The 19,478-nt window shown below is 70.9% G+C and carries 17 protein-coding genes and 1 pseudogene; all 18 read right to left on the minus strand.

The window, feature by feature from the left end; translation table 11 throughout:
• Positions 1-87: 87 nt before the first annotated feature.
• On the minus strand, positions 88-1,008 hold the full coding sequence (locus MUN74_RS00315; protein ID WP_244854328.1) for an RluA family pseudouridine synthase: 921 nt from the start codon (positions 1,006-1,008) through the stop codon (positions 88-90).
• Positions 1,008-1,652 (minus strand): signal peptidase II, encoded by a 645-nt coding sequence (lspA, locus tag MUN74_RS00320; RefSeq protein WP_244854330.1) that lies wholly within the window; start codon positions 1,650-1,652, stop codon positions 1,008-1,010. Before lspA ends, MUN74_RS00315 begins: the two co-directional genes overlap by 1 nt.
• A complete protein-coding gene (locus MUN74_RS00325; RefSeq protein WP_244854332.1) occupies positions 1,642-2,310 on the minus strand; it encodes a DivIVA domain-containing protein in 669 nt (222 codons plus the stop codon). Before MUN74_RS00325 ends, lspA begins: the two co-directional genes overlap by 11 nt.
• Positions 2,311-2,426: 116 nt before the next feature.
• Entirely contained in the window at positions 2,427-2,741 is a 315-nt protein-coding gene (locus tag MUN74_RS00330; RefSeq protein WP_244854334.1) for a YggT family protein, read from the minus strand.
• Between the two features lie 6 nt (positions 2,742-2,747).
• Positions 2,748-3,239 carry a cell division protein SepF gene (locus tag MUN74_RS00335; protein ID WP_244854336.1) on the minus strand — a complete coding sequence of 164 codons (492 nt, stop codon included), beginning with the start codon at positions 3,237-3,239 and terminating at the stop codon, positions 2,748-2,750.
• A 33-nt stretch (positions 3,240-3,272) separates the two neighbouring features.
• A complete protein-coding gene (locus MUN74_RS00340) occupies positions 3,273-3,944 on the minus strand; it encodes a YggS family pyridoxal phosphate-dependent enzyme (RefSeq protein WP_244854338.1) in 672 nt (223 codons plus the stop codon).
• Between the two features lie 31 nt (positions 3,945-3,975).
• A complete protein-coding gene (ftsZ, locus tag MUN74_RS00345) occupies positions 3,976-5,193 on the minus strand; it encodes a cell division protein FtsZ (protein WP_244854340.1) in 1,218 nt (405 codons plus the stop codon).
• Between the two features lie 166 nt (positions 5,194-5,359).
• Complete coding sequence (locus tag MUN74_RS00350) at positions 5,360-6,475, minus strand: cell division protein FtsQ/DivIB (RefSeq protein ID WP_244854342.1); 1,116 nt, start codon at positions 6,473-6,475, stop codon at positions 5,360-5,362.
• Positions 6,476-6,488: 13 nt separating this feature from the next.
• Positions 6,489-7,889, minus strand: coding sequence for a UDP-N-acetylmuramate--L-alanine ligase (gene murC / locus MUN74_RS00355; protein ID WP_244854344.1), 1,401 nt, complete (start codon positions 7,887-7,889; stop codon positions 6,489-6,491).
• A gap of 95 nt (positions 7,890-7,984) precedes the next feature.
• A complete protein-coding gene (locus tag MUN74_RS00360) occupies positions 7,985-9,076 on the minus strand; it encodes a UDP-N-acetylglucosamine--N-acetylmuramyl-(pentapeptide) pyrophosphoryl-undecaprenol N-acetylglucosamine transferase (protein ID WP_244854345.1) in 1,092 nt (363 codons plus the stop codon).
• Positions 9,073-10,341: a putative lipid II flippase FtsW gene (gene ftsW, locus MUN74_RS00365; RefSeq protein ID WP_244854347.1), complete on the minus strand. Its 1,269-nt coding sequence runs from the start codon at positions 10,339-10,341 to the stop codon at positions 9,073-9,075. The genes MUN74_RS00360 and ftsW overlap by 4 nt, the downstream gene beginning before the upstream one ends.
• Positions 10,301-11,857, minus strand: coding sequence for a UDP-N-acetylmuramoyl-L-alanine--D-glutamate ligase (gene murD / locus MUN74_RS00370; RefSeq protein ID WP_244854349.1), 1,557 nt, complete (start codon positions 11,855-11,857; stop codon positions 10,301-10,303). Before murD ends, ftsW begins: the two co-directional genes overlap by 41 nt.
• Positions 11,842-12,935: pseudogene (gene mraY, locus MUN74_RS00375) on the minus strand (phospho-N-acetylmuramoyl-pentapeptide-transferase). Before mraY ends, murD begins: the two are co-directional and overlap by 16 nt.
• A 61-nt stretch (positions 12,936-12,996) precedes the next feature.
• Entirely contained in the window at positions 12,997-14,409 is a 1,413-nt protein-coding gene (locus tag MUN74_RS00380) for a UDP-N-acetylmuramoyl-tripeptide--D-alanyl-D-alanine ligase (RefSeq protein ID WP_244854350.1), read from the minus strand.
• Entirely contained in the window at positions 14,406-15,953 is a 1,548-nt protein-coding gene (locus MUN74_RS00385) for a Mur ligase family protein (RefSeq protein WP_244854352.1), read from the minus strand. Before MUN74_RS00385 ends, MUN74_RS00380 begins: the two co-directional genes overlap by 4 nt.
• A gap of 13 nt (positions 15,954-15,966) precedes the next feature.
• Entirely contained in the window at positions 15,967-17,790 is a 1,824-nt protein-coding gene (locus tag MUN74_RS00390) for a peptidoglycan D,D-transpeptidase FtsI family protein (protein ID WP_244854354.1), read from the minus strand.
• Between the two features lie 46 nt (positions 17,791-17,836).
• Positions 17,837-18,454 carry a cell division protein FtsL gene (ftsL, locus tag MUN74_RS00395; RefSeq protein WP_244854356.1) on the minus strand — a complete coding sequence of 206 codons (618 nt, stop codon included), beginning with the start codon at positions 18,452-18,454 and terminating at the stop codon, positions 17,837-17,839.
• Positions 18,451-19,404 carry a 16S rRNA (cytosine(1402)-N(4))-methyltransferase RsmH gene (gene rsmH, locus MUN74_RS00400; RefSeq protein ID WP_244854358.1) on the minus strand — a complete coding sequence of 318 codons (954 nt, stop codon included), beginning with the start codon at positions 19,402-19,404 and terminating at the stop codon, positions 18,451-18,453. Before rsmH ends, ftsL begins: the two co-directional genes overlap by 4 nt.
• Positions 19,405-19,478: the final 74 nt, after the last annotated feature.

Raw genomic sequence — 19,478 nt, forward strand, 5'->3', positions numbered from 1 at the left:
GGGGTGGATCTGGGGGTGTGCGACGAGTCTACGGCGACCCGCCGACGCGCTCGGCGTGTCGCGGCGGATGTCGCGGAAGCCTCGACGTCAGTCGCCGCGAAGCACGTCGAGCGCGTGCGCGAGGTCGGCCGGATAGTCGGAGACGAAGGTCGTCCACTCCCCCGTGCCCGGATGCGTCAGCGAGAGCTCGTGCGCGTGCAGCCACTGCCTCGTGAGCCCGAGGCGGGCCGACAGGGTCGGATCGGCGCCGTACATCGCGTCGCCCGCGCACGGGTGTCGCTGCGCGGCCATGTGCACCCGGATCTGGTGGGTGCGTCCGGTCTCGAGGTGCACCTCGAGCAGTGAAGCGTACGGGAACGCCTCGAGCGTCTCGTAGTGCGTCACGGCGTGCTTGCCGTCGGCGGTGACCGCGAACTTCCACTCGGAGCGCGGGTGCCGCCCGACGGGGGCGTCGATCGTGCCGGCGAGCGGGTCGGGGTGGCCCTGCACGACCGTGTGGTAGATCTTCTCGACCTCGCGGTCGTGGAACTGGCGCTTGAGCTCGGTGTAGGCCCGCTCGGACTTCGCGACGACCATGAGCCCGCTCGTGCCGGCATCGAGCCGGTGCACGACGCCCTGCCGTTCGGGTGCGCCCGACGTCGAGATGCGGAACCCGGCGGCGGCCAGTGCCCCGACGACCGTCGGACCGTTCCAGCCGAGCGACGGGTGGGCGGCGACGCCCGCTGGCTTGTCGACCACGACGAGGTCGTCGTCGTCGTGCACGATGCCGAGGTCGGGCACCGCGATCGGCTCGACCTCGAGGGTGCGCGGCGGCTCCCAGCTCACCTCGAGCCAGCCGCCGGCGCGCAGCCGGTCGGACTTGCCGACGACCGCACCGTCGACGAGCACGCCGCCGGACTCCGCGATCTCGGCCGCGAGCGTGCGCGAGAATCCGAGCAGCTTCGCGAGGCCGGCGTCGACCCGGCTGCCCTCGAGCCCGTCGGGGACGGGCAGGGAACGGTGATCCATCAGGCCTCGGCGATGGTCGCCGCGCGCGGGCCGTCGGCGCCGCCGGCAGCGGTCGTGTCGCCCGTGGATGCCTCGCCGTCGAGCGGTGCCGACGCCGCCGCATCCGCCCCATCGGTCTTGGCTGCACGGGTCTCGCGCGTGCCGTCGAGCCCGACGCCGCGGATCGTGAGGATCATGAACAGCACCATGCTCGACACGATCGCCATGTCGGCGACGTTGTAGATGGCCGGCAGCAGCCACGGGGTCGAGATGAAGTCGATCACGTGCCCGAGCCCGAAGCTCGGCTCACGGAAGAGCCGGTCGGTCAGGTTGCCGAGCACGCCGCCGAGCAGCAGCCCGAAGACCACGGCCCAGGCGACCGATCGGATGCGCCGGGAGAACCAGATGATGAACGTGATCACGCTCGCGGCGAGGATCGTGAAGATCCACGTCATGCCGCTCGCGAGTGAGAATGCCGCGCCCGGGTTGCGCACGAACTGCCACTGGAGCACGGAGCCCAGGACCGGCACGATCTCACCCTCGGTGAGGTTCGAGACGACGAGGAACTTGCTCAACTGGTCGAGGCCGTACGCCGCGAGTGCGGCGCCGGCCAGGACCAGCAGTGCGGTGGTGGTGCCGACCTTCGCGGCCCGCTCAGCCGCCAAAGCCCTGGAAGGTCGGAGCAGGCTGCTCGGCGGGGGCCGAGAAGCCCTGGTTGCCCGACACCTGCACCGGGGCGGCGGTGTCGAGCTCGCGCAGTTGACCCTCGATGTAGCTCTTCAGCTTCGCGCGGTAGTCGCGCTCGAAGGTGCGGAGCTCGTCGACGCGCTTCTCGAGCGCGACGCGCTCCTGGTCGAGGATGCCCATCTGCTGGCGCTGCTTGGCCTCGGCCTCGGCGACGACGCGGGCCGCGGTCGCGTGACCCTCGGCGATGAGCGCGTCGCGCTTCTCGATGCCCTCGCGGACGTGCTCCTCGTGGAGGCGGCGCGCGAGCTGCAGCAGGTTGGTCGTCGAGGTCTGCTCGTCGAGCTCCGACTGCGGCGCGGCCGGCTGCGTCGGCACCGCGACGGTGGGCGGCGGGGCGGCGGGCTCCGTGTAGACGGCGGCGGGCGCAGGCGCGGCGGCCGGTGCACTGGCGGCCTCGGCGGCGCGGGCTTCGGCGGCCGTGACGCGCTGGCGCAGCTCGTCATTCTCCTGGTTCAGCCGGCGCAGCTCGACGACGACCTCGTCGAGGAAGTCGTCGACCTCGTCCTGGTCGTAGCCCTCCCGGAACTTCGTCGCCTGGAAGCGCTTGTTGACCACATCTTCCGGAGTTAGCGCCATGGCTTCCCACCCTCAAATCTGTCGAACGGTTCGATCACGTTCTGCTAACGGTAGCAAACACCGACTGCGAGTCGTGAGCCGCGTTCGACTTCACCGGTCACGCTCGCAGGAGATGCTCAGCCGACGGCGGATGCCGCGGCCAGCCATGACACGACGGTCATGGCGACGATGACGACCAGCATCGCGAGGCTCCACCCGAGATCGAGTGCGACCTGCCCGATGCGGATCGGCGGAATGACCCGCCGGAAGAACTTCACCGGCGGGTCGGTGACGGAGTACACGGCCTCGACGACGACGAGCCAGAAGCCCCTCGGCCGCCACGACCGGTTGAACGTCCGCACGAGGTCGAGCACGAACCGGCCCCACATCACGAAGAAGTAGATGAGCAGGAGCGCGTAGAGGACGTTCCAGACGACGGAGAGTGCGCCCACCTGCGGCTACGCGTGCGTGAAGAACGACGCGTCGACGTCGCCCTCGGCGTCGCCGGTCTCGCCCGAGACCACGACGTGCGACGGAGACAGCAGGAACACCTTGCTCGTGACCCGCTCGATCTTGCCGTAGAGCCCCTGCGAGAGGCCGCTGGCGAAGTCGATGAGTCGACGGGCGTCGCCGTCGGACATCTGCGAGAGGTTGATGATCACCGGCACACCCTCGCGGAAGGACTCGGCGATCACCTGCGCGTCACGGTACTGGCGCGGGTGCACGGTCAGGATCTCGTTCATCTCCACCTGCGGGGTGCTCGGCTGGACGTGGTGCTTGCGGAGCGGCGTGACCGACGCTCCGGTCTTCGGTGCCGGCGCCGGTGCGGCGTGCACGACCGGCGCGGGTGGCGCTGGGGCGGGCGCGGCGGCAGCTTGGGGCGCCTCCTGCTCGAACTCCTCATCGGCGAGTCCGAGGTAGACCATGGTCTTCTTGAGCGGGTTCGACATCGATGCCTCCGTCTGTATTCCGTCTCTTCGAGGCTAACCGGCGGCCGGCCGGTTCCCGGTGATTGCCGTTCCGATCCGCAGGTGTGTCGCACCCTCCAGAATCGCGTCGCGGAAGTCGTGGCTCATCCCCATCGACAGGGCGGTCGCGTCGGGTGCAAGCCGCACGATGCGCTCGGACAGCCCGCGGACGCGCGCGAACGCGGGCCGAGCGGGCTCGTCGAGCGGGGCGACCGCCATGAGCCCGCGCAGGCGCAGGCCGGGCGTCTCGAGCACGTGCTCGACGAGCGCATCGAGCTCCGCAGGGGCGACGCCGCCTCGGCCGGGGTCGTCCGTCAGGTTGACCTGCACGAAGCAGTCGACCAGCGTCTCCTCCGACCGGAGCACGTCGACGAGCGCCGGCCGGTCGATCGAGTGGATCGCCGAGGCGTACGCGCGCACCTGCCGCGCCTTCTTGCTCTGGAGCTGCCCGACGAAGTGCCAGCGCAGGTCGAGGTCGGCGAGCTCCGCCGCCTTCGCCTGCGCCTCCTGGTGGCGGTTCTCCCCCACGTCGCGAACGCCGAGCGCGGCGAGGTCGGCGACGAGCGACGCCGGCTGGAACTTGGTCACCACGATGGTCGTGATCTCGGATGCCTCGCGGCCGGCGTCGGCCGCGGCATCCGCGATCGCCGACTGCACGGCGGCGAGCCGGAAGCCGAGGCCGCTCATGCGCCTCGCCTCCGGCTCGTCTCGCAGCGGCTCACTTGAGGAAGTCGGGGATGTCGAGGTCGTCGTCGCCGTCGTCGAACGCCGGGTCGGTGACGATCTGGTCGGCCGTCGACGTCGTCGCCTCGCCCCAGTTCGCCGTCTCCACGAGCTCGTCGATGTCGATCTCGGAGATGACGTCGGCGGCCTCGTCGCTCAGCGAGTCGCCGAGCGCCGCGCCGCCCGCGGCGACGGGCACGCCGACGGCGGCCGCGGCGGCGGGCACGAAGTTCGTGCGCCTGGCTTCGACGGGCTTCGCGTTCGGCTCACCGCCGTCGAACCCGGCGGCGATGACGGTGACCCGCACCTCGTCGCCGAGCGTGTCGTCGATGACCGCGCCGAAGATGATGTTCGCCTCGGGGTGCACGGCCTCCTGCACGAGTCGGGCCGCGTCGTTGATCTCGAAGATGCCGAGGTTCGAGCCGCCCTGGATCGAGAGGAGCACGCCGTGCGCGCCGTCGATCGACGCCTCCAGCAGCGGGCTCGCGACGGCGAGCTCCGCCGCCTTGATGGCACGGTCGGCCCCTCTCGAGGAGCCGATGCCCATGAGCGCGGAACCGGCACCCTGCATGACCGACTTGACGTCGGCGAAGTCGAGGTTGATGAGGCCCGGCGTCGTGATGAGGTCGGTGATGCCCTGCACACCGGCGAGGAGCACCTGGTCGGCCGTCGCGAACGCCTCGAGCATCGAGATGCCGCGGTCGCTGATCTCGAGCAGGCGATCGTTCGGCACCACGATGAGGGTGTCGACCTCTTCCTTCAGGCGGGCGACGCCCTGCTCGGCCTGCGTCTGGCGGCGCTTGCCCTCGAAGCCGAACGGCTTCGTGACGACACCGATCGTGAGCGCGCCGATCGACTTGGCGATGCGCGCGACGACGGGCGCGCCGCCGGTACCGGTGCCGCCGCCCTCGCCCGCGGTCACGAAGACCATGTCGGCGCCCGCGAGCGCCTCCTCGATCTCCTCCGCGTGGTCCTCTGCAGCGCGACGACCCACCTCGGGGTCGGCGCCCGCGCCGAGACCACGGGTCAGGTCTCGTCCGACGTCGAGCTTGACGTCGGCGTCGCTCATGAGCAGCGCCTGCGCGTCGGTGTTGATCGCGATGAATTCCACTCCGCGCAGGCCGAGCTCGATCATGCGGTTGACGGCGTTGACACCGCCGCCGCCGATACCGACCACCTTGATGACGGCGAGGTAGTTCTGGTTTGTCGACATGTCCGGCCTTCCGTGCGAACTCTGAACCCTGAACCTCTAGTCGAAGGTTAAAGTTTTGCTGAGTATGCAATTCCTGAGATGACGGTAGGTCGCGAGCCGGGTGCCCCGCGCAAGGCGCGCCCGCGTGTCGCGATCCGACCGCCGAGATGACGTCGCGAGGGACCGGTCAGCCGGTCACGGGCGCCTCGGGCGACGACACGTCGTAGCCCGGAACCGTGTCGGGCGGCGCGACCACCATGAGCTTCGCCAGCACGTCGGCCTTCAGCCGTGAGTCGTTCGCCCCGCCCCAGACGACCGGGACGCCGCCCGCGAGCTCGAGCCGCACGTCGTCGGGTGTCTCGGCCGTCGCTCCGACGAGCTGCGAGCGCACCTCGGCCGGGAGGCTCCGCACGACCGCCGCCACCGCCTTGAAGCCGTCCGAGCCGACACCGCCGTCGACCGCGATGAGGGGCTGGCCCTCGGGGCGCTCCTTCGGCCGGTCGATGACCACCCCGGCGCCGTCGACGAGTTCGAGCCCGTCGCGGGCCTCGATGACGCCGACGGGCGTGCGCTCGACGATGCGCACGACGAGGGTGCCGGGAGGGATCGTCTCGACCGAGTAGGTCTCGATCAGCCGGAAGCCCTCGAGCGCCCGGTGCACCTCGTCGCCCGTGATGAGGGGCAACGGCGTGCCGAGCTCGCGGTCGAACGCGGTGACGATCGACGCGGCGGGGATCCGCGACGCGCCCTCGACCCGTACCTCGCGCAGGGCCATGAGCGGCGAGTAGGCGCCGGCCACGATGCCGACGGTCACGAGGGCGACCGCTCCCCCGGCGATCCACCAGGTCAGGCGACGCCGGCGCGATCGCTTCGTGAAGCGACGCACCTCCTGCTTCTCGTAACGTCGTCGCTCGCGCTCGGCCGACGCGAGCGCACGCTTCGCCGACTTCGCGTCGGCTGGGCGGTCGGCGGCGACCGCCGCACCCGGCACGGCATGCGGGACGACGGATGCCGCGGTTCCCCGCGTGCGGTCGACGTCCCGCGTGCCCGGTTCGTCTGCGGCCCCCACCACGGGGATGCGCACGGCCGGCTCGACGACCACGATGGGTTCGGTCGAGACGCGATCGGCCGCGCCGGATCCGCCGTAGCGGAGCGACGCCGGCGCTTCCGTCTCGACCGGTGCACCGGCCGTCGGAGCGTCACCGGCCGGGGGCGTCGCCGAAGCGACGACCTCGGCTGCGGCATCCGTCACCGGCCGCGGACGCCGCGGGGTGCGCCCGTCGAAGCCCTGCGGCCGCTTCACGCGCGGCCCGCCGTCACCCGCGCTCCCGCTCGAGCGAACCGAGCAGCTGCGGCACGATGCGGTACACGTCGCCGCAGCCGAGGGTGATGACGAAGTCGCCGTCGCGGGCGATCTTCGCCGTGTGGTCGGCGGCCTGCTGCCAGTCGGCGATGAACGCGACCTTGTCGTGGTCGGCGAAGCGTTCGCTCACGAGGGCGCCCGTGACGCCCGGCACCGGGTCTTCGCGGGCGCCGTACACGTCGAGCACGACGGTCTCGTCGGCGTACTCCTCGAGCACCTCGGCGAACTCCTTCGCGAAGGCCTGGGTGCGGCTGTAGGTGTGCGGCTGGTGGACGGCGATGATGCGGCCGTCGCCGACGACCGTACGCGCGGCGGCCAGCGCGGCCGCCACCTCGGTCGGGTGGTGCGCGTAGTCGTCGTAGACGCTCACGCCGCCGACCGTGCCGTGCAGCTCGAAACGGCGGCCCGTGCCCGTGAATCGCGAGATGCCCTCGAGCGCGGCGGCCGGCTCGAAGCCGAGGCCGACGAGCACGGCGAAGGCGCCGGCCGCGTTGATCGCGTTGTGCTTGCCGGGGATCCGCAGCGTGGCCGGGTGGTCGACGCCGTCGTGCGCGATGACGAACGACACGGGGCCGTCGGTCTCGATCGAGTGCACCCGCACCGTCGCATCCGCGGCCTCGCCGAAGGTGACGACGTTCGCGTGGGCGAGACGCTCGTGCACGCGCTTCGCACCCGCGTCGTCGGAGGAGATGACCACGAGCTCCGAGGCGCGGTCGGCGAAGTCGACGAACGCCTGCTCGAAGGCCTCGCGCGAGCCGTAGTGGTCGAGGTGGTCGGGGTCGACGTTCGTGATGAGCGCGACCGCGGTGTCGTAGAGCAGGAAGGACCCGTCGGACTCGTCGGCCTCGACGACGAAGAGCTCGCCCTCGCCGGCCGCCGACGAGACGCCGAGCCCGTCGATGACGCCGCCGTTGACGAAGCTCGGGTCGGCACCGAGCGCGAGCAGGCCCGTGACGATCATGCCGGTCGACGTCGTCTTGCCGTGCGCGCCCGCCACCGAGACGAGGCGTTGTCCCGAGATGAGCCACGCGAGCGCCTGCGAGCGGTGCAGCACCGGCAGGCCGCGCTCGAGTGCGAGCTGGTACTCGGGGTTGTCCTGCCAGAGCGCACCGGTGACGACGACGGCTTCGGCGTCGCCGAGGTTCGCGGCGTCGTGGCCGATGGCGATCTCGGCGCCGAGTTCGCGGAGCGCCGCGATGTTCGCCGAGTCGCGCACGTCGGAGCCCGTGACGCGATGCCCAGCGCCGATGAACAGACGTGCGATGCCGCTCATGCCGGAACCCCCGATGCCGACGAAGTGCACGGCGCCGAGCTCGGCGGGGATCTGGATCGAGAGATCGGGCTTGATGGTCACGTTCGGGCGCTCTTCCTCAGTGCGGTCGGGGTCGTCGGATGCGGTGCGCCGTCGGCGCGTTCGGGGTGGATCCGCTGCATTCCACGTTACGCGTGTCAGCCGCGGTCCGCGGCTCCCCCGCCGAGTGCGCGATCGACGAGGGCGACCATGCGGTCGCTGCCGTCGGCCACGCCGGCGGTGGCTGCTGCGGCCGCCATCGAAGCGGCCCGCTCACGGTCGGCGAGCAGGGGCACGAGCTCGGCCGAGACCCACTCGGGCACGAACCGGGCGTCCTCGACGAGGATGCCGCCACCGGCGCCGACCACCCCGGCCGCGTTGAACCGCTGTTCGCCGTTGCCGACCGGGTACGGCACGTACACGGCGGGGATGCCGAGCGCGGCGAGCTCGGAGACGGTCGCCGCGCCCGCACGCGAGACGGCGAAGTCGGCGAGGGCGAGCGCGAGGTCCATGCGGTCGGCGTACTCGACCATGCGGTAGCCGTCGATGCCGGGGTCGTCGACCTCGGACTTGGCACCGGTGATGTGCAGCACCTGCCAGCCGGTCGCGACGAGCGCGGCTGCGCTGTCGACCATCGTGCGGTTGATGCGACGGGCGCCGAGTGATCCACCCGTCGCGAGCAGGACGGGGCGGTCGGGGTCGAGGTCGAAGAACTCCGCGGCGGCGCGGCGCAGCGCGGCGCGGTCGAGCGTCTCGATCTCACGGCGCAGCGGCATGCCGACGACCTCGGCACCGGGAAGCGGTGTGCCCTCGAACGCCACGCCGACCGCACGTGCACGACGGGCGCCGAGACGGTTCGCCAGTCCGGGCTTCGCGTTGGCCTCGTGGACGACGAAGGGGACGCCGGCACGTCGCGCGGCGACGTAGGCCGGAGTGGAGACGTAGCCGCCGAACCCGACGACGACGTCGACGCCGCGGCCGGCGATGATCTCGGTGACGTCGGCGATCGATCGCCGGAACCGCGCCGGGAACGCGGCCGCGGCGCGATTCGGCCGTCGTGGGAACGGCACCTTCGCGATCGTCAGCAGTTCGTACCCGCGGGCGGGCACGAGTCTCGCCTCGAGGCCTTCGGCGGTGCCGAGCACGAGCACCTCGGCATCGGGATCGCGATCGCGCAGGCGGTCGGCGACCGCGAGCAGGGGGTTCACGTGGCCGGCCGTTCCGCCGCCGGCGAGCAGGTAGACGGTCATCGCGCAGCCCGCTCGGCGGCTCGGGCCTTGCGCGCGGCCGAACGCGCGGCCAGACGGGCGGATGCCTCGGGCGTGCGCGCGACGGACAGCACGACGCCGATCGCGACGAGGGTGGTGAGCAGGGCGGTGCCGCCGGCCGAGACGAGCGGCAGCGGGACGCCGAGGACGGGGAAGACTCCGAGCACGACACCGATATTGACACAGGCCTGCCCGATCACCCACACGAGCACGGCCGCCGTCGCCGCGCGGCCGAACGGAGTCTGCGCTCCGCGGAGCACCCGGGCGAATGCGATCGCGAGCAGCACGAACAACCCGATCACGACGATCGCCCCGATGAGCCCGAGCTCTTCGCCGATGATCGCGAAGATGAAGTCGTTGTCGGCCGCCGGCAGCCACGACCACTTCGCGACCGAGTTGCCGAGCCCGATGCCGAAGATGCCGCCGTTCGCGAGTGCGAACGTGCCGTGCTGGATCTGCCAGCAGTCGTTGACGGCGTCGCCGGTGCCGCCGGCGGCGCAGTTCGCATCGAGGAACGAGGTGATCCGCCGCATCCGGTTCTCGCTCGAGAAGGCGACGATCACGAAGCCGACCGCCGCGATGATGACCGGCGGCAGCAGGAGCCGCAGCTTCACCCCGATGAGGAAGAGCGCGCCGAGCAGCATGGCGCCCATGATCATGACGGTGCCGAGGTCGCCGCCGAGGAGCACGAGGCCGATCGCTCCCCCGCCGACGAGCAGGATCGGCAGGATGCCGTGCGTGAAGTCGTCGAGCTTGTCCTGCTTCTTGGTGACCATGAGCCCGAGCCAGATCACGAGGGCGACCTTGATGAACTCGGACGGCTGGAACTGCACGGGGCCGATCGCGAGCCAGTTCGTGTTGCCGCCGATCTCGATGCCCATCGGGGTCGCGACGACGAGGATCTGCGGGATGCAGGTGACGATGAGCAGCGGCCACGCGATGCGCATCCAGAAGCGCTCGGGCAGGCGGCTCGCGATGAGCATCGCCGGGATGCCGATGATCGCGAACACGCCCTGGCGAACGGCCTGGTCGACGAGGCCGCCGTCCTCGATGAGCGACTCGACGAGCGACGACGAGAGCACCATGACGAGCCCGAGCACGACGAGGAAGAGCGTCGTGCCGAGCAGCAGGAAGTAGTCGGCGGACTCGGCGCGGAACACGCGTCCGAGTCGGATCCGCGCCGCCGAGATGCCCTGCTCGCCGGCCTCAGGCTTCGGCGGGCGGTTCGAGCGGGGCGGAGTCGCCATCCGCCTCACCTCCCAGCATCGCTCTGACCGCTTCGTGGAACCGCCGGCCGCGATCGCCGTAGTCGGCGAACTGGTCCATCGACGCCGCCGCCGGGGCGAGCAGCACGGTGTCGCCGTCCTCGGCGACCGTCGCAGCCAGCGCGACCGCGTCGGGCATCACCTGTTCAGTGTCGTCGGCCACGACCTCGAAGAGCGGGAGTTCGGGGGCGTGTCGCCGGAACGCCTCGACGAGCGCGAGCCGGTCGCGGCCGATCACGATCGCGGCCCGGAGCCGGCCGACGTGCGCCGCGACGAGCGAGTCCGCATCCACGCCCTTGAGGAGGCCGCCGACGATCCACACGACCCGTCCGAAGGCCCGCAATGAGGCCTCGGCCGCGTGCGGGTTGGTCGCCTTCGAGTCGTCGATCCAGCGGATGCCGCCGGCGACCGCGACGGTCTCGATGCGGTGGGCGTCGAGCCGGAACTCGCCGAGCGCGTCGTGGATGACGCCCACGGGTACGCCGAACGACCGCGCGAGCGCCGAGGCGGCGAGGATGTTCGCCACGACGTGGGGTGCTGCGAGTCCCCGAGGCTCGAGCTCCGCGAGCGTCGTGATCTCGAGTGCCGCCGTGCGGCGGTCGTCGAGGAACGCGCGATCGCAGAGGATGCCGTCGACCACGCCGAAGTCGCTGGGGCCCGGCACGTCGAGACCGAAGCCGATGGCTCGCGCACCCTCCTCGACCTCCGCGTCTTCGACCATGCGGCGGGTGGCCTCGTCGGCACGGTTGTAGACGCAGGCGACCTTGGTGTTCTCGTAGACCTTGGCCTTGGCCGCACCGTAGGCCTCGAACGAGCCGTGCCAGTCGAGGTGGTCGTCGGCGAGGTTGAGCACGACGCTCGCCCAGGGGTGCACCGCCCCGGGCCCGGTCGTCGGGAGCGTGTGCAGCTGGTAGCTCGACAGCTCGACGACGAGCACGTCGAACCCGCCCGGGTCGCGCACCGCGTCGAGCACGGGTACGCCGATGTTGCCGCACGGTGCGGCGCGCAGACCGTTCGCGGCGAGGAACGTCGCCGCCATCTGCACGGTCGTGGTCTTGCCGTTCGTCCCCGTGACGAGGATCCACTCGGCCGCGTTCACCTTGTCGCGCACGCGCCAGGCGAGTTCGATGTCGCCCCAGATCGCGACGTCCTCGCGTCCGGCCCACTCGAGCACCGGGTGATCGGGGTGGAATCCCGGCGAGGTGACGACGACCTCGGGTGCGAACGCCGTGAGCTCCTCGGGCACGGCGTCGAGCGGATGCCGAACGAGTCGAGCCCCGATGACGTCGAGGATGCGGGCGCGGTCGTCGTCGACGGTCGGCGCGAGCACGAGCACCTCCGCACCGAGCTCGGTGAGGGTGTCGGCGACGGCGAACCCGGTCACGCCGACGCCGAGCACCGCGACCCTGAGGCCGCGCCAGTCGGCGTTCCAGCTCGTCAGCGAATCGAGGCGCTCTGCGGCCGTGCCGGCGGCATCCGCCATCAGCTCTGCAGCCATTCGAAGTAGAAGGCGCCGACGCCGGCGGCGACGAGCAGCCCCCGATGATCCAGAAGCGCACCACGATCGTGACCTCGGCCCAGCCCTTGAGCTCGAAGTGGTGGTGGATCGGACTCATGAGGAAGATGCGCTTGCCGTGCGTGACCTTGAAGTAGGCCCGCTGCAGGATGACCGAGCCCGCCTCGATGACGAACAGTCCGCCGATGAGCAGGAGGAGGAGTTCGGTGCGGCTGAGGATCGCGAGCGCCGCGAGCGCACCGCCGAGCGCGAGCGAGCCCGTGTCGCCCATGTAGATCTTCGCCGGGTTCGTGTTCCACCAGAGGAACCCGATGAGACCGCCGACGATGGCCGTGGCCACGATCGCGAGGTCGAGCGGGTCGCGAACCTCGTAGCAGCGGTACATGTCGGGCGGGTTGATGGTCGGGTTCGCGCACGACTGGTTGAACTGCCAGAACCCGATGACGACGAACGACCCGATCGCGAGGATCGACGCACCGCCCGCGAGACCGTCGAGACCGTCCGTCACGTTGACGCCGTTCGAGGCCGCAGCCGAGAGCAGGCAGATCCAGATGACGTAGAGCCCGATGCCCGCGATCGTGCCGAACACCATGAAGTCGAGCGGCAGGTCGCGGATGAACGAGATGTTCGTCGACGCCGGGGTCACGCCCTGCTGGTTGGGGAACTGCAGCGCGAGCAGGGCGAACACGACGGCGACGATCATCTGGCCGGCGACCTTCGCCCAGCCACCGAGGCCGAGGGACTGCTTCTTGCGCGTCTTCAGGAAGTCGTCGACGAAGCCGACGATGCCGAGCCCGACCATCATGAGCAGCACGAGCAGACCGGAGGTCGTCGCGCCCTCGCCCTGCACGAACGTCGCCGTGAAGTAGCCGAAGAGCGTGCCCAGGATGAAGATGATGCCGCCCATGGTGGGCGTGCCGCGCTTCACGTGGTGGCTCTGCGGGCCGTCGTCGCGGATGAACTGGCCCCAGCCGAGCCGGACGAACAGCCGGATGAACAGCGGCGTCAGGAAGAGGGTGAACGCGAGCGAGAGCGCCCCGGCGGTCAGGAGGGCTCTCATGCGGACTGCGCTCCCGTCCGGCAGTTCATCTGCCCGACATCGCCGTCATGCTGCCTTGCGCTCACGCGAACCATTCTCCCAGTCGGTCGCCGAGCAGGCGGAGACCCGCCGAGTTCGACGATTTCACCAATACCGTGTCACCGGGCTGCACGCTCGCGGTGACGAGCTCGAAGGCCTCGTCGGCGGTCTCGACGTACGCCGACTCGCCGTCCCACGATCCCTCGTTGATCGCGGAGATGTGCAGGCGGCGGGCGCCCTGTCCGACGACGACGAGCTGCGAGATGCCGAGGCGCACGGCGAGCAGGCCGATGCGGTCGTGCTCCTCGCCCGAGAACTCGCCGAGCTCGCTCATCTCGCCGAGCACCGCGATCGTGCGGGTGCCGGGCGCCTTCACCTGGGCGAGGGTCTTGAGTGCAGCGGCCATCGAGTCGGGGCTCGCGTTGTAGGCGTCGTTGATGACCGTGACGTCGTCGCGTCCGCCCATGAGCTGCATGCGCCAGCGCTCGGCGAGGGTCACGCTCTCGAGGGCCGTCACGATGTCGGCGAGGCCGACCCCGAGCTGCAGGGATGCCGCGACGGCGGCGAGGGCGTTCATGACGTGGTGCTCGCCGAGCACGCCGAAGTGCACGCGGGCGGATTCGCCGCCGGGTACGGTGACCGTGAAGTCGGTGCCGCGGGCGTGCACGTGCAGGTCGGTCGCACGGACGTCGGCGTCGTCGCCGAGGCCGAACCAGACGACGCGCGCCGCGGTGAGCCCGGCCATCGGAACGACGCGCGGGTCGTCGGCGTTGAGCACGGCGACGTCGGTGCCGAGGAGGTCGGTGACCATCTCCGACTTCGCGCGCACGGTCTGCTCGATGCCCCCGAACTCGCCGGCGTGGGCGAGGCCGACCTTCAGCACGATGCCGACGTCGGGGCGCGCCATCTTGACGAGACGAGCGATCTCCCCCACGCCGGACGCGCCCATCTCCGCGACCAGGAACTCGGTCTGGTCGGTCAGTTCGAGCATCGTGACTGGGGCGCCGACCTCGTTGTTGTACGAGGCGCGCGCGGCGACCGTCGGACCGACGCGCTCGAGCACCGCGCGCAGCAGGTTCTTCGTCGTGGTCTTGCCGTTCGAACCGGTCACGCCGACGATGCGGAGCCGCCCGAGATCGCGGACGCGGCGCACCACCTCGGTCGCGAGGGCGCCGAGCGCCTCGACCGAGTCGTCGACGACGATCTGCGGCACGGCGAGGTCGAGCGAGTGCTCGACGATGAGCAGGGCCGCGCCCTGCTCGACGGCAGCCGGTGCGAAGCGATGGCCGTCGTCGAACTCACCGCGCTTGGCGACGAAGACGTCGCCGGGGCCGATCTCGCGCGAGTCGGTCGTGACCGCACCCGAGACGACCGTCTCGGCGTTCGCGTCGGTGCCCTCGGTGCGCAGCTTGCCGCCGGCGGCCGAGGCGACCTCGGCGAGGGTCAGGGCGATCATGACAGCCACCCCGCGTCGCGGAGCGCCTGCGTGGAATCCTCGCGTGCTGAGTAGGGGATCTTCACGCCTTTCACCTCGTGGTAGTCCTCGTGTCCGGGTCCGGCGTAGAGGATGGCGTCGCCCTCCTGGGCGAGCGCGAGCGCGGCGCGGAACGCGGCGCGCGGATCGGCGATCTCGTGGATCTCGCGATCGGGGACGGCCGCCCGTGCGCCGGCGATGAGCGCGGCGCGGATCGCCGCCGGGTCTTCGCTGCGCGGGTGGAAGTCGGTGATCACGACGATGTCCGAGCCGCGCGCGGCGATGGCACCCATCTCGGCGCGCTTCGTCGTGTCGCGGTCGCCGTCGGCACCGAACAGCATGATGACGCGGCCGGGCGTGACGCGCCGGATCGCGCCCAAGGTCTGCAGGAAGGCGTCGGGGCTGTGGCCGTAGTCGATGTAGACGACCGGTCCGCGGTCGCCCGAGATGCGCTCGGCGCGGCCCGGGATGTAGGCGTCGATGCCGCCGTCGCGCTCGAGCACCGCGGCGATGCGATCGAGGTCGTAGCCGGCCTCGGTGAGCATGACGATCGCGAGCGCCGCATTCGCCGCCATGTACCAGCCGAGCAGCGGCACGCGGGTCTCGATGCGTCGGCCGTCGGGCGCCTCGAGCGCGAAGACCGTGTACGCGGCCTGCTCGTCGAGCACGGTGACCCGCCAGTCGGCGGCGCGGTCGGCGCTCGTGGTGAGGGTCGTGACCGGGATGCGCGACTCCGCGACGAGCCGGTCGCCCCAGTCGGAGTCGACCGTGACGACGCCGCGCTTGGCGCGTTCGGGTTGGAAGAGCTCTCGCTTCGCCTCGAAGTACTCGTCGAGGTCGGTGTAGTCGTCGAGGTGGTCGTGGCTGAGGTTGGTGAACCCGGCGACGTCGAACACGAGGCCGTCCACCCGATGGCGGCTGAGCGCCTGGGCGGAGACCTCGATCGCGACGGCGCGCACGTCGACCTCCCGCATGCGGGCGAGCAGGGCGTGCAGTTCGCTCGCCTCCGGCGTCGTGAGCGAGCTCGTGACCGCCTCGTCGCCGATGCGGCGTTCGGCCGTCGAGGTGAGCCCCGCGACGACGCCCAGCTGGCGCAAGATGCCGTAGAGCAGGTAGACGACGCTCGTCTTGCCGTTGGTGCCGGTGACGGCGAACGTCAAGGCGGGGTTCTCGTCGGTGCGGTGGATCCAGGCCGCGACGGCGCCGAGCGCGGCACGCGCGTCGGGCGTCACGAGCACGGGGAGCCCGGCCTGGCCCGCGAGCGAGGCGCCCGCTTCGTCGGTGAGCACGGCGACCGCGCCTGCTTCGCGCGCGGCGACGGCGAACTGCGCGCCGTGCGCGTTGCGCCCGGGCACGCCGACGTAGAGGTCGCCGGCACGCACGGCGCCCGAGGCGAGGCCGACGCCCGTGACCTCGAGGTCGCCGAGCTCGCCGCGCACGTCGAACCCGAACTCCTCGGCGAGGCCGCGGAGCGATCGAGGGCTCGGGTGCTGCGGCCGGAGGGCCGTTGGAGGCGATCCGGTCACGAACCCAACTTTCTCACCAGGTGGCTGGCAGATCGGGCGCCGGAGCGCCGGATGGAACGGTCCGATACTTCTTCAGCACCTGGCTCATCACCTTCTGGAAGACGGGCGCGGATGCGGCGGACGAATTCATCTTAACGGGATCCATGATGCTGACCGAAACCACGTACTCGGGATCGTCCGCCGGCGCGAACCCCGAAACCGAGACCAGGTAGCCGTGCAGGTAGCCGCCGTTGCCATCTGCCACCTGGGCCGTTCCGGTCTTCGCAGCGACGCGGTAGCCGGGGATGTTCCACGTGTCGGCGAGCCAGCCTTCGGCGTAGACCCGTTCGAGCATCTGCGAGGTCTCGTCGGCCGCCTTCTCGGAGATCACACGCTCGCCCTCGGCGGGCTTCGCCGTGGACTTGCCGTCGGGGGTCGTGCAGCTCTCGACGAGCGAGACCGGCATGCGTACGCCCCCGTTGGCGATGGTCTGGTAGGCGCTCGCGATCTGCACGGCCGTCGTCGTCATACCCTGACCGAACATCGTCGTGTACTTCGTCTGGTTGTCCCACTCATCGGGGTCGCCGTGCAGGTCGCCGGGCGCCTCCTCGGGGAAGCCGACCTCGGTGGGCTCGCCGAAGTGGAACTTCTGCATGTCCTCGTAGCGCTGCCGATCGGTCAGCCGCTCGCCGAATTTCGACATGCCCGTGTTCGACGACTCGATGAGCACGCCCGTAAGCGTGAGCCGCTCGTCGTCGTGGTACGCGCTGTCGTTGATGTCGGCGCCGTTCGGGGGTTCGTACCGGTAGGGCGCGATGATCTGGTCGAGCGGCGTGGCCTTGCCGGCGTCGAGCACCGACGCCGCCGTGATCGCCTTGAACGTCGATCCCGGTTCGAACGGGGCGGTGAACGTGCGCGACCCGCGGTCGTCGGCGTCGGTCGCACCCGGGTCGTTCGGGTCGACCGTCGGCACGTCGGCGACGGCGATGAGTCGCCCGGTCTTCGCCTCCATCACCGTGACAGTCGCCCATTTGGCGCCAGTCGCACGTCGCTGCTCCTCGGCGACCCGCTGCACGAAGTACTGCAGGTCGGCGTCGATCGTGAGCTTCAGCGTGCCGCCGTCGTGCGCCTGCTTGTGCACGATCTCGGTGCCGGGGATGGGCACCCAGTCGGACGCGCTGTGCAGGTAGCTCAGCTCGCCGTCGGTGCCCGCGAGGCACTGGTCCTGGGCGAGCTCGAGCCCAGCGAGCGGGGCGCCGTCGTCGGCCTGCACGAAGCCGAGCAGATTGCCGGCGACCGCACCGTTCGGGTAGGTGCGACTCGGATGCTCCTTCGGATACACCCACGCGATCTCGAGTGCCTTGACCGCGTCGTAGGCCTCGATGTCGACCTGCTTGGCGACGTAGGCGAAGTCGGAGTCGGGGTTCTCGGCGAGCTTCGAGGTGATCACGCCGATCACCTGGTCGGGCGTGAGGCCGATGATCGGGGCGAGCTCCGTCGCCGCCGGTGTGAGGCCGGCGACGAGCTCCTCGGTCGTGAGCTCGACGTCCGCCTGCGGGCTCCCCGACTTCGCGGCCTTGCGCTCGGCGACCGCGAGCTTCGCCTGCTTCGGCGAGACCACGATGTCGTAGCGCATGACGCTGTCGGCGAGCACCGTGCCGTTGGCGTCGACGATGTCGCCGCGGGCGCCCCACACCTTGACCGGCGTCGAACGGGCGTCCTGCGCCTCGGCGTTGAGCGCCGAGGCCCGCACCACCTGGATGTCGACGAGCTTCACGACGAAGACGCCCACCAGCACGACCAGCAGTACCGCGGAGACGATGATCCTCCGCATCGAGTGCCGGCTCGTTCGCTTCATCCGGTGGTTCCTCGGCCCTTCTGGTGTTCGGTCTGACGGTTCGCGGTCAGTGCGTGGCCGGGGTCGGGAGTCCGTCGGTCACGGATGGCTCGACCGGCTTCTCGACCGCCGCGGCGCCTCCCGCTCCGGTGTGCTCGGCCCGGTCGGCCGGCTTCACCTCCTGCTTCGGAGTCTCCCCCGCCGGCTCCTCGGTGACGAGCGGCACGCCGTCGATCAGCGCATTCGGCACGAGCGGGGCGGATGCCGCGGCGCCGGTGCCGGCCGGCACCGGGTCGCCGCTCAGCTTGCCGTCGGAGAGGCGCAGGAACACGGGATTCGCGTTCGGCACCATGCCGAGCGCCTCGGCGTTCGCGGCGAGGTACTGCGGCGACTGCACTCGGTCGAGGTCCTCGCGCAGTTGCTGCTCCTGCCGGTCGAGCTTCGTCTGCTGCATCTGGGCGTGGTCGATGTCGTACGCCCCTTGGGTGATCGCGATCGAGAGCAGCAACTGCGCCACGACGATCGCCGCGACGCCGGCGATCGCGATGATCGCGTAGACGAGCGTGGGCTTCGCACGTCGCCCCGGATCGGGCACCGGCCGGAGCCAGCGCCCACGCTCGGGTGCGCGCTCGGGGGCTGCGGCCGTCTGGCCGATGGTCAGTGGACGGGCCGGCAGAGCACTCATGACGGCCTCCTCACTCGTTCTGCGGCGCGGAGTCGCACCGGCTTGGCACGCGGGTTCTCCGCCTGCTCGGACTCGGACGCGAGTTCTGCCCCTCGGACGAGGAGCTTGAACTGCGGGCGGTGCTCGGGGAGCTCCATCGGCAGCCCGGCGGGTGCGGTCGAGCTCGATACGGCCTGCAGCACGCGCTTGACGATGCGGTCTTCGAGCGACTGGTAGGCCAGCACTACGATGCGGCCGCCGACCGCGATCGAGTCGAGGGCGGCGGGCATCGCGCGCTCGAGCACCGAGAGCTCTTCGTTCACCTCGATGCGAAGCGCCTGGAACACCCGCTTTGCCGGGTGCCCCTGCCGTTGCACGGCCATGGGCGTCGCATCCTGCAGCACGGCGACCAGTTCGGCCGACCTCGTGATCGGCGCCTCGGCGCGCGCACGCACGATCGCCCGTGCGTATCGGGCTGCGAGCTTCTCCTCGCCGTAGTCGAGGAAGATGCGGCGCAGTTCGTCCTCGCTCGACTCGGCGATCACGTCGGCCGCGGTGCGGCCCTTCGTCGAGTCCATGCGCATGTCGAGCGGGGCGTCCTTCGCGTAGGCGAAGCCGCGCTCGGCCCGGTCGAGCTGCAGCGACGAGACACCGAGGTCGAACAGCACGCCCTGCACCTCGCTGAAGCCCTCCGACCGCACGGCCCGGGCGATGCCGTCGTAGACCGTGTGCACGAAGCGCGCGCGGTCGCCGTACTTCGCGAGCCGTTCGCGCGCGATGCCGAGGGCGTCGGTGTCGCGATCGAGCCCGATGACGGTGAGGTTCGGGAACCGCTCGAGGAATGCCGCGGTGTGCCCGCCCATGCCGAGCGTCGCGTCGACCATGACCGCCCCGTCGCCCTCGAGGGCCGGGGCCAGCAGCTCGAGCGTGCGCTCGAGCATGACCGGGGTGTGGATGCGTTCGATGTCCATGATTCCGCCTCTGCTTCCGGGCCTCGGGCCCTGATCCCCATCCGTTCGTCCTGATGCGGGGAAGTGCACCAGGG

It is taken from the genome of Agromyces sp. H17E-10 (genome assembly GCF_022919715.1).
Lineage (GTDB): Bacteria > Actinomycetota > Actinomycetes > Actinomycetales > Microbacteriaceae > Agromyces.

Coding starts and splice junctions, on each gene's coding strand:
- MUN74_RS00315 (WP_244854328.1), bottom strand. CDS start 1,008: ATGGATCACCGTTCCCTGCCCGTCCCCGACGGGCTCGAGGGCAGCCGG.
- MUN74_RS00325 (WP_244854332.1), bottom strand. CDS start 2,310: ATGGCGCTAACTCCGGAAGATGTGGTCAACAAGCGCTTCCAGGCGACG.
- MUN74_RS00335 (WP_244854336.1), bottom strand. CDS start 3,239: ATGTCGAACCCGCTCAAGAAGACCATGGTCTACCTCGGACTCGCCGAT.
- MUN74_RS00340 (WP_244854338.1), bottom strand. CDS start 3,944: ATGAGCGGCCTCGGCTTCCGGCTCGCCGCCGTGCAGTCGGCGATCGCG.
- ftsZ (WP_244854340.1), bottom strand. CDS start 5,193: ATGTCGACAAACCAGAACTACCTCGCCGTCATCAAGGTGGTCGGTATC.
- MUN74_RS00360 (WP_244854345.1), bottom strand. CDS start 9,076: ATGACCGTCTACCTGCTCGCCGGCGGCGGAACGGCCGGCCACGTGAAC.
- ftsW (WP_244854347.1), bottom strand. CDS start 10,341: ATGGCGACTCCGCCCCGCTCGAACCGCCCGCCGAAGCCTGAGGCCGGC.
- murD (WP_244854349.1), bottom strand. CDS start 11,857: ATGGCTGCAGAGCTGATGGCGGATGCCGCCGGCACGGCCGCAGAGCGC.
- MUN74_RS00380 (WP_244854350.1), bottom strand. CDS start 14,409: ATGATCGCCCTGACCCTCGCCGAGGTCGCCTCGGCCGCCGGCGGCAAG.
- MUN74_RS00390 (WP_244854354.1), bottom strand. CDS start 17,790: ATGAAGCGAACGAGCCGGCACTCGATGCGGAGGATCATCGTCTCCGCG.
- ftsL (WP_244854356.1), bottom strand. CDS start 18,454: ATGAGTGCTCTGCCGGCCCGTCCACTGACCATCGGCCAGACGGCCGCA.
- rsmH (WP_244854358.1), bottom strand. CDS start 19,404: ATGGACATCGAACGCATCCACACCCCGGTCATGCTCGAGCGCACGCTC.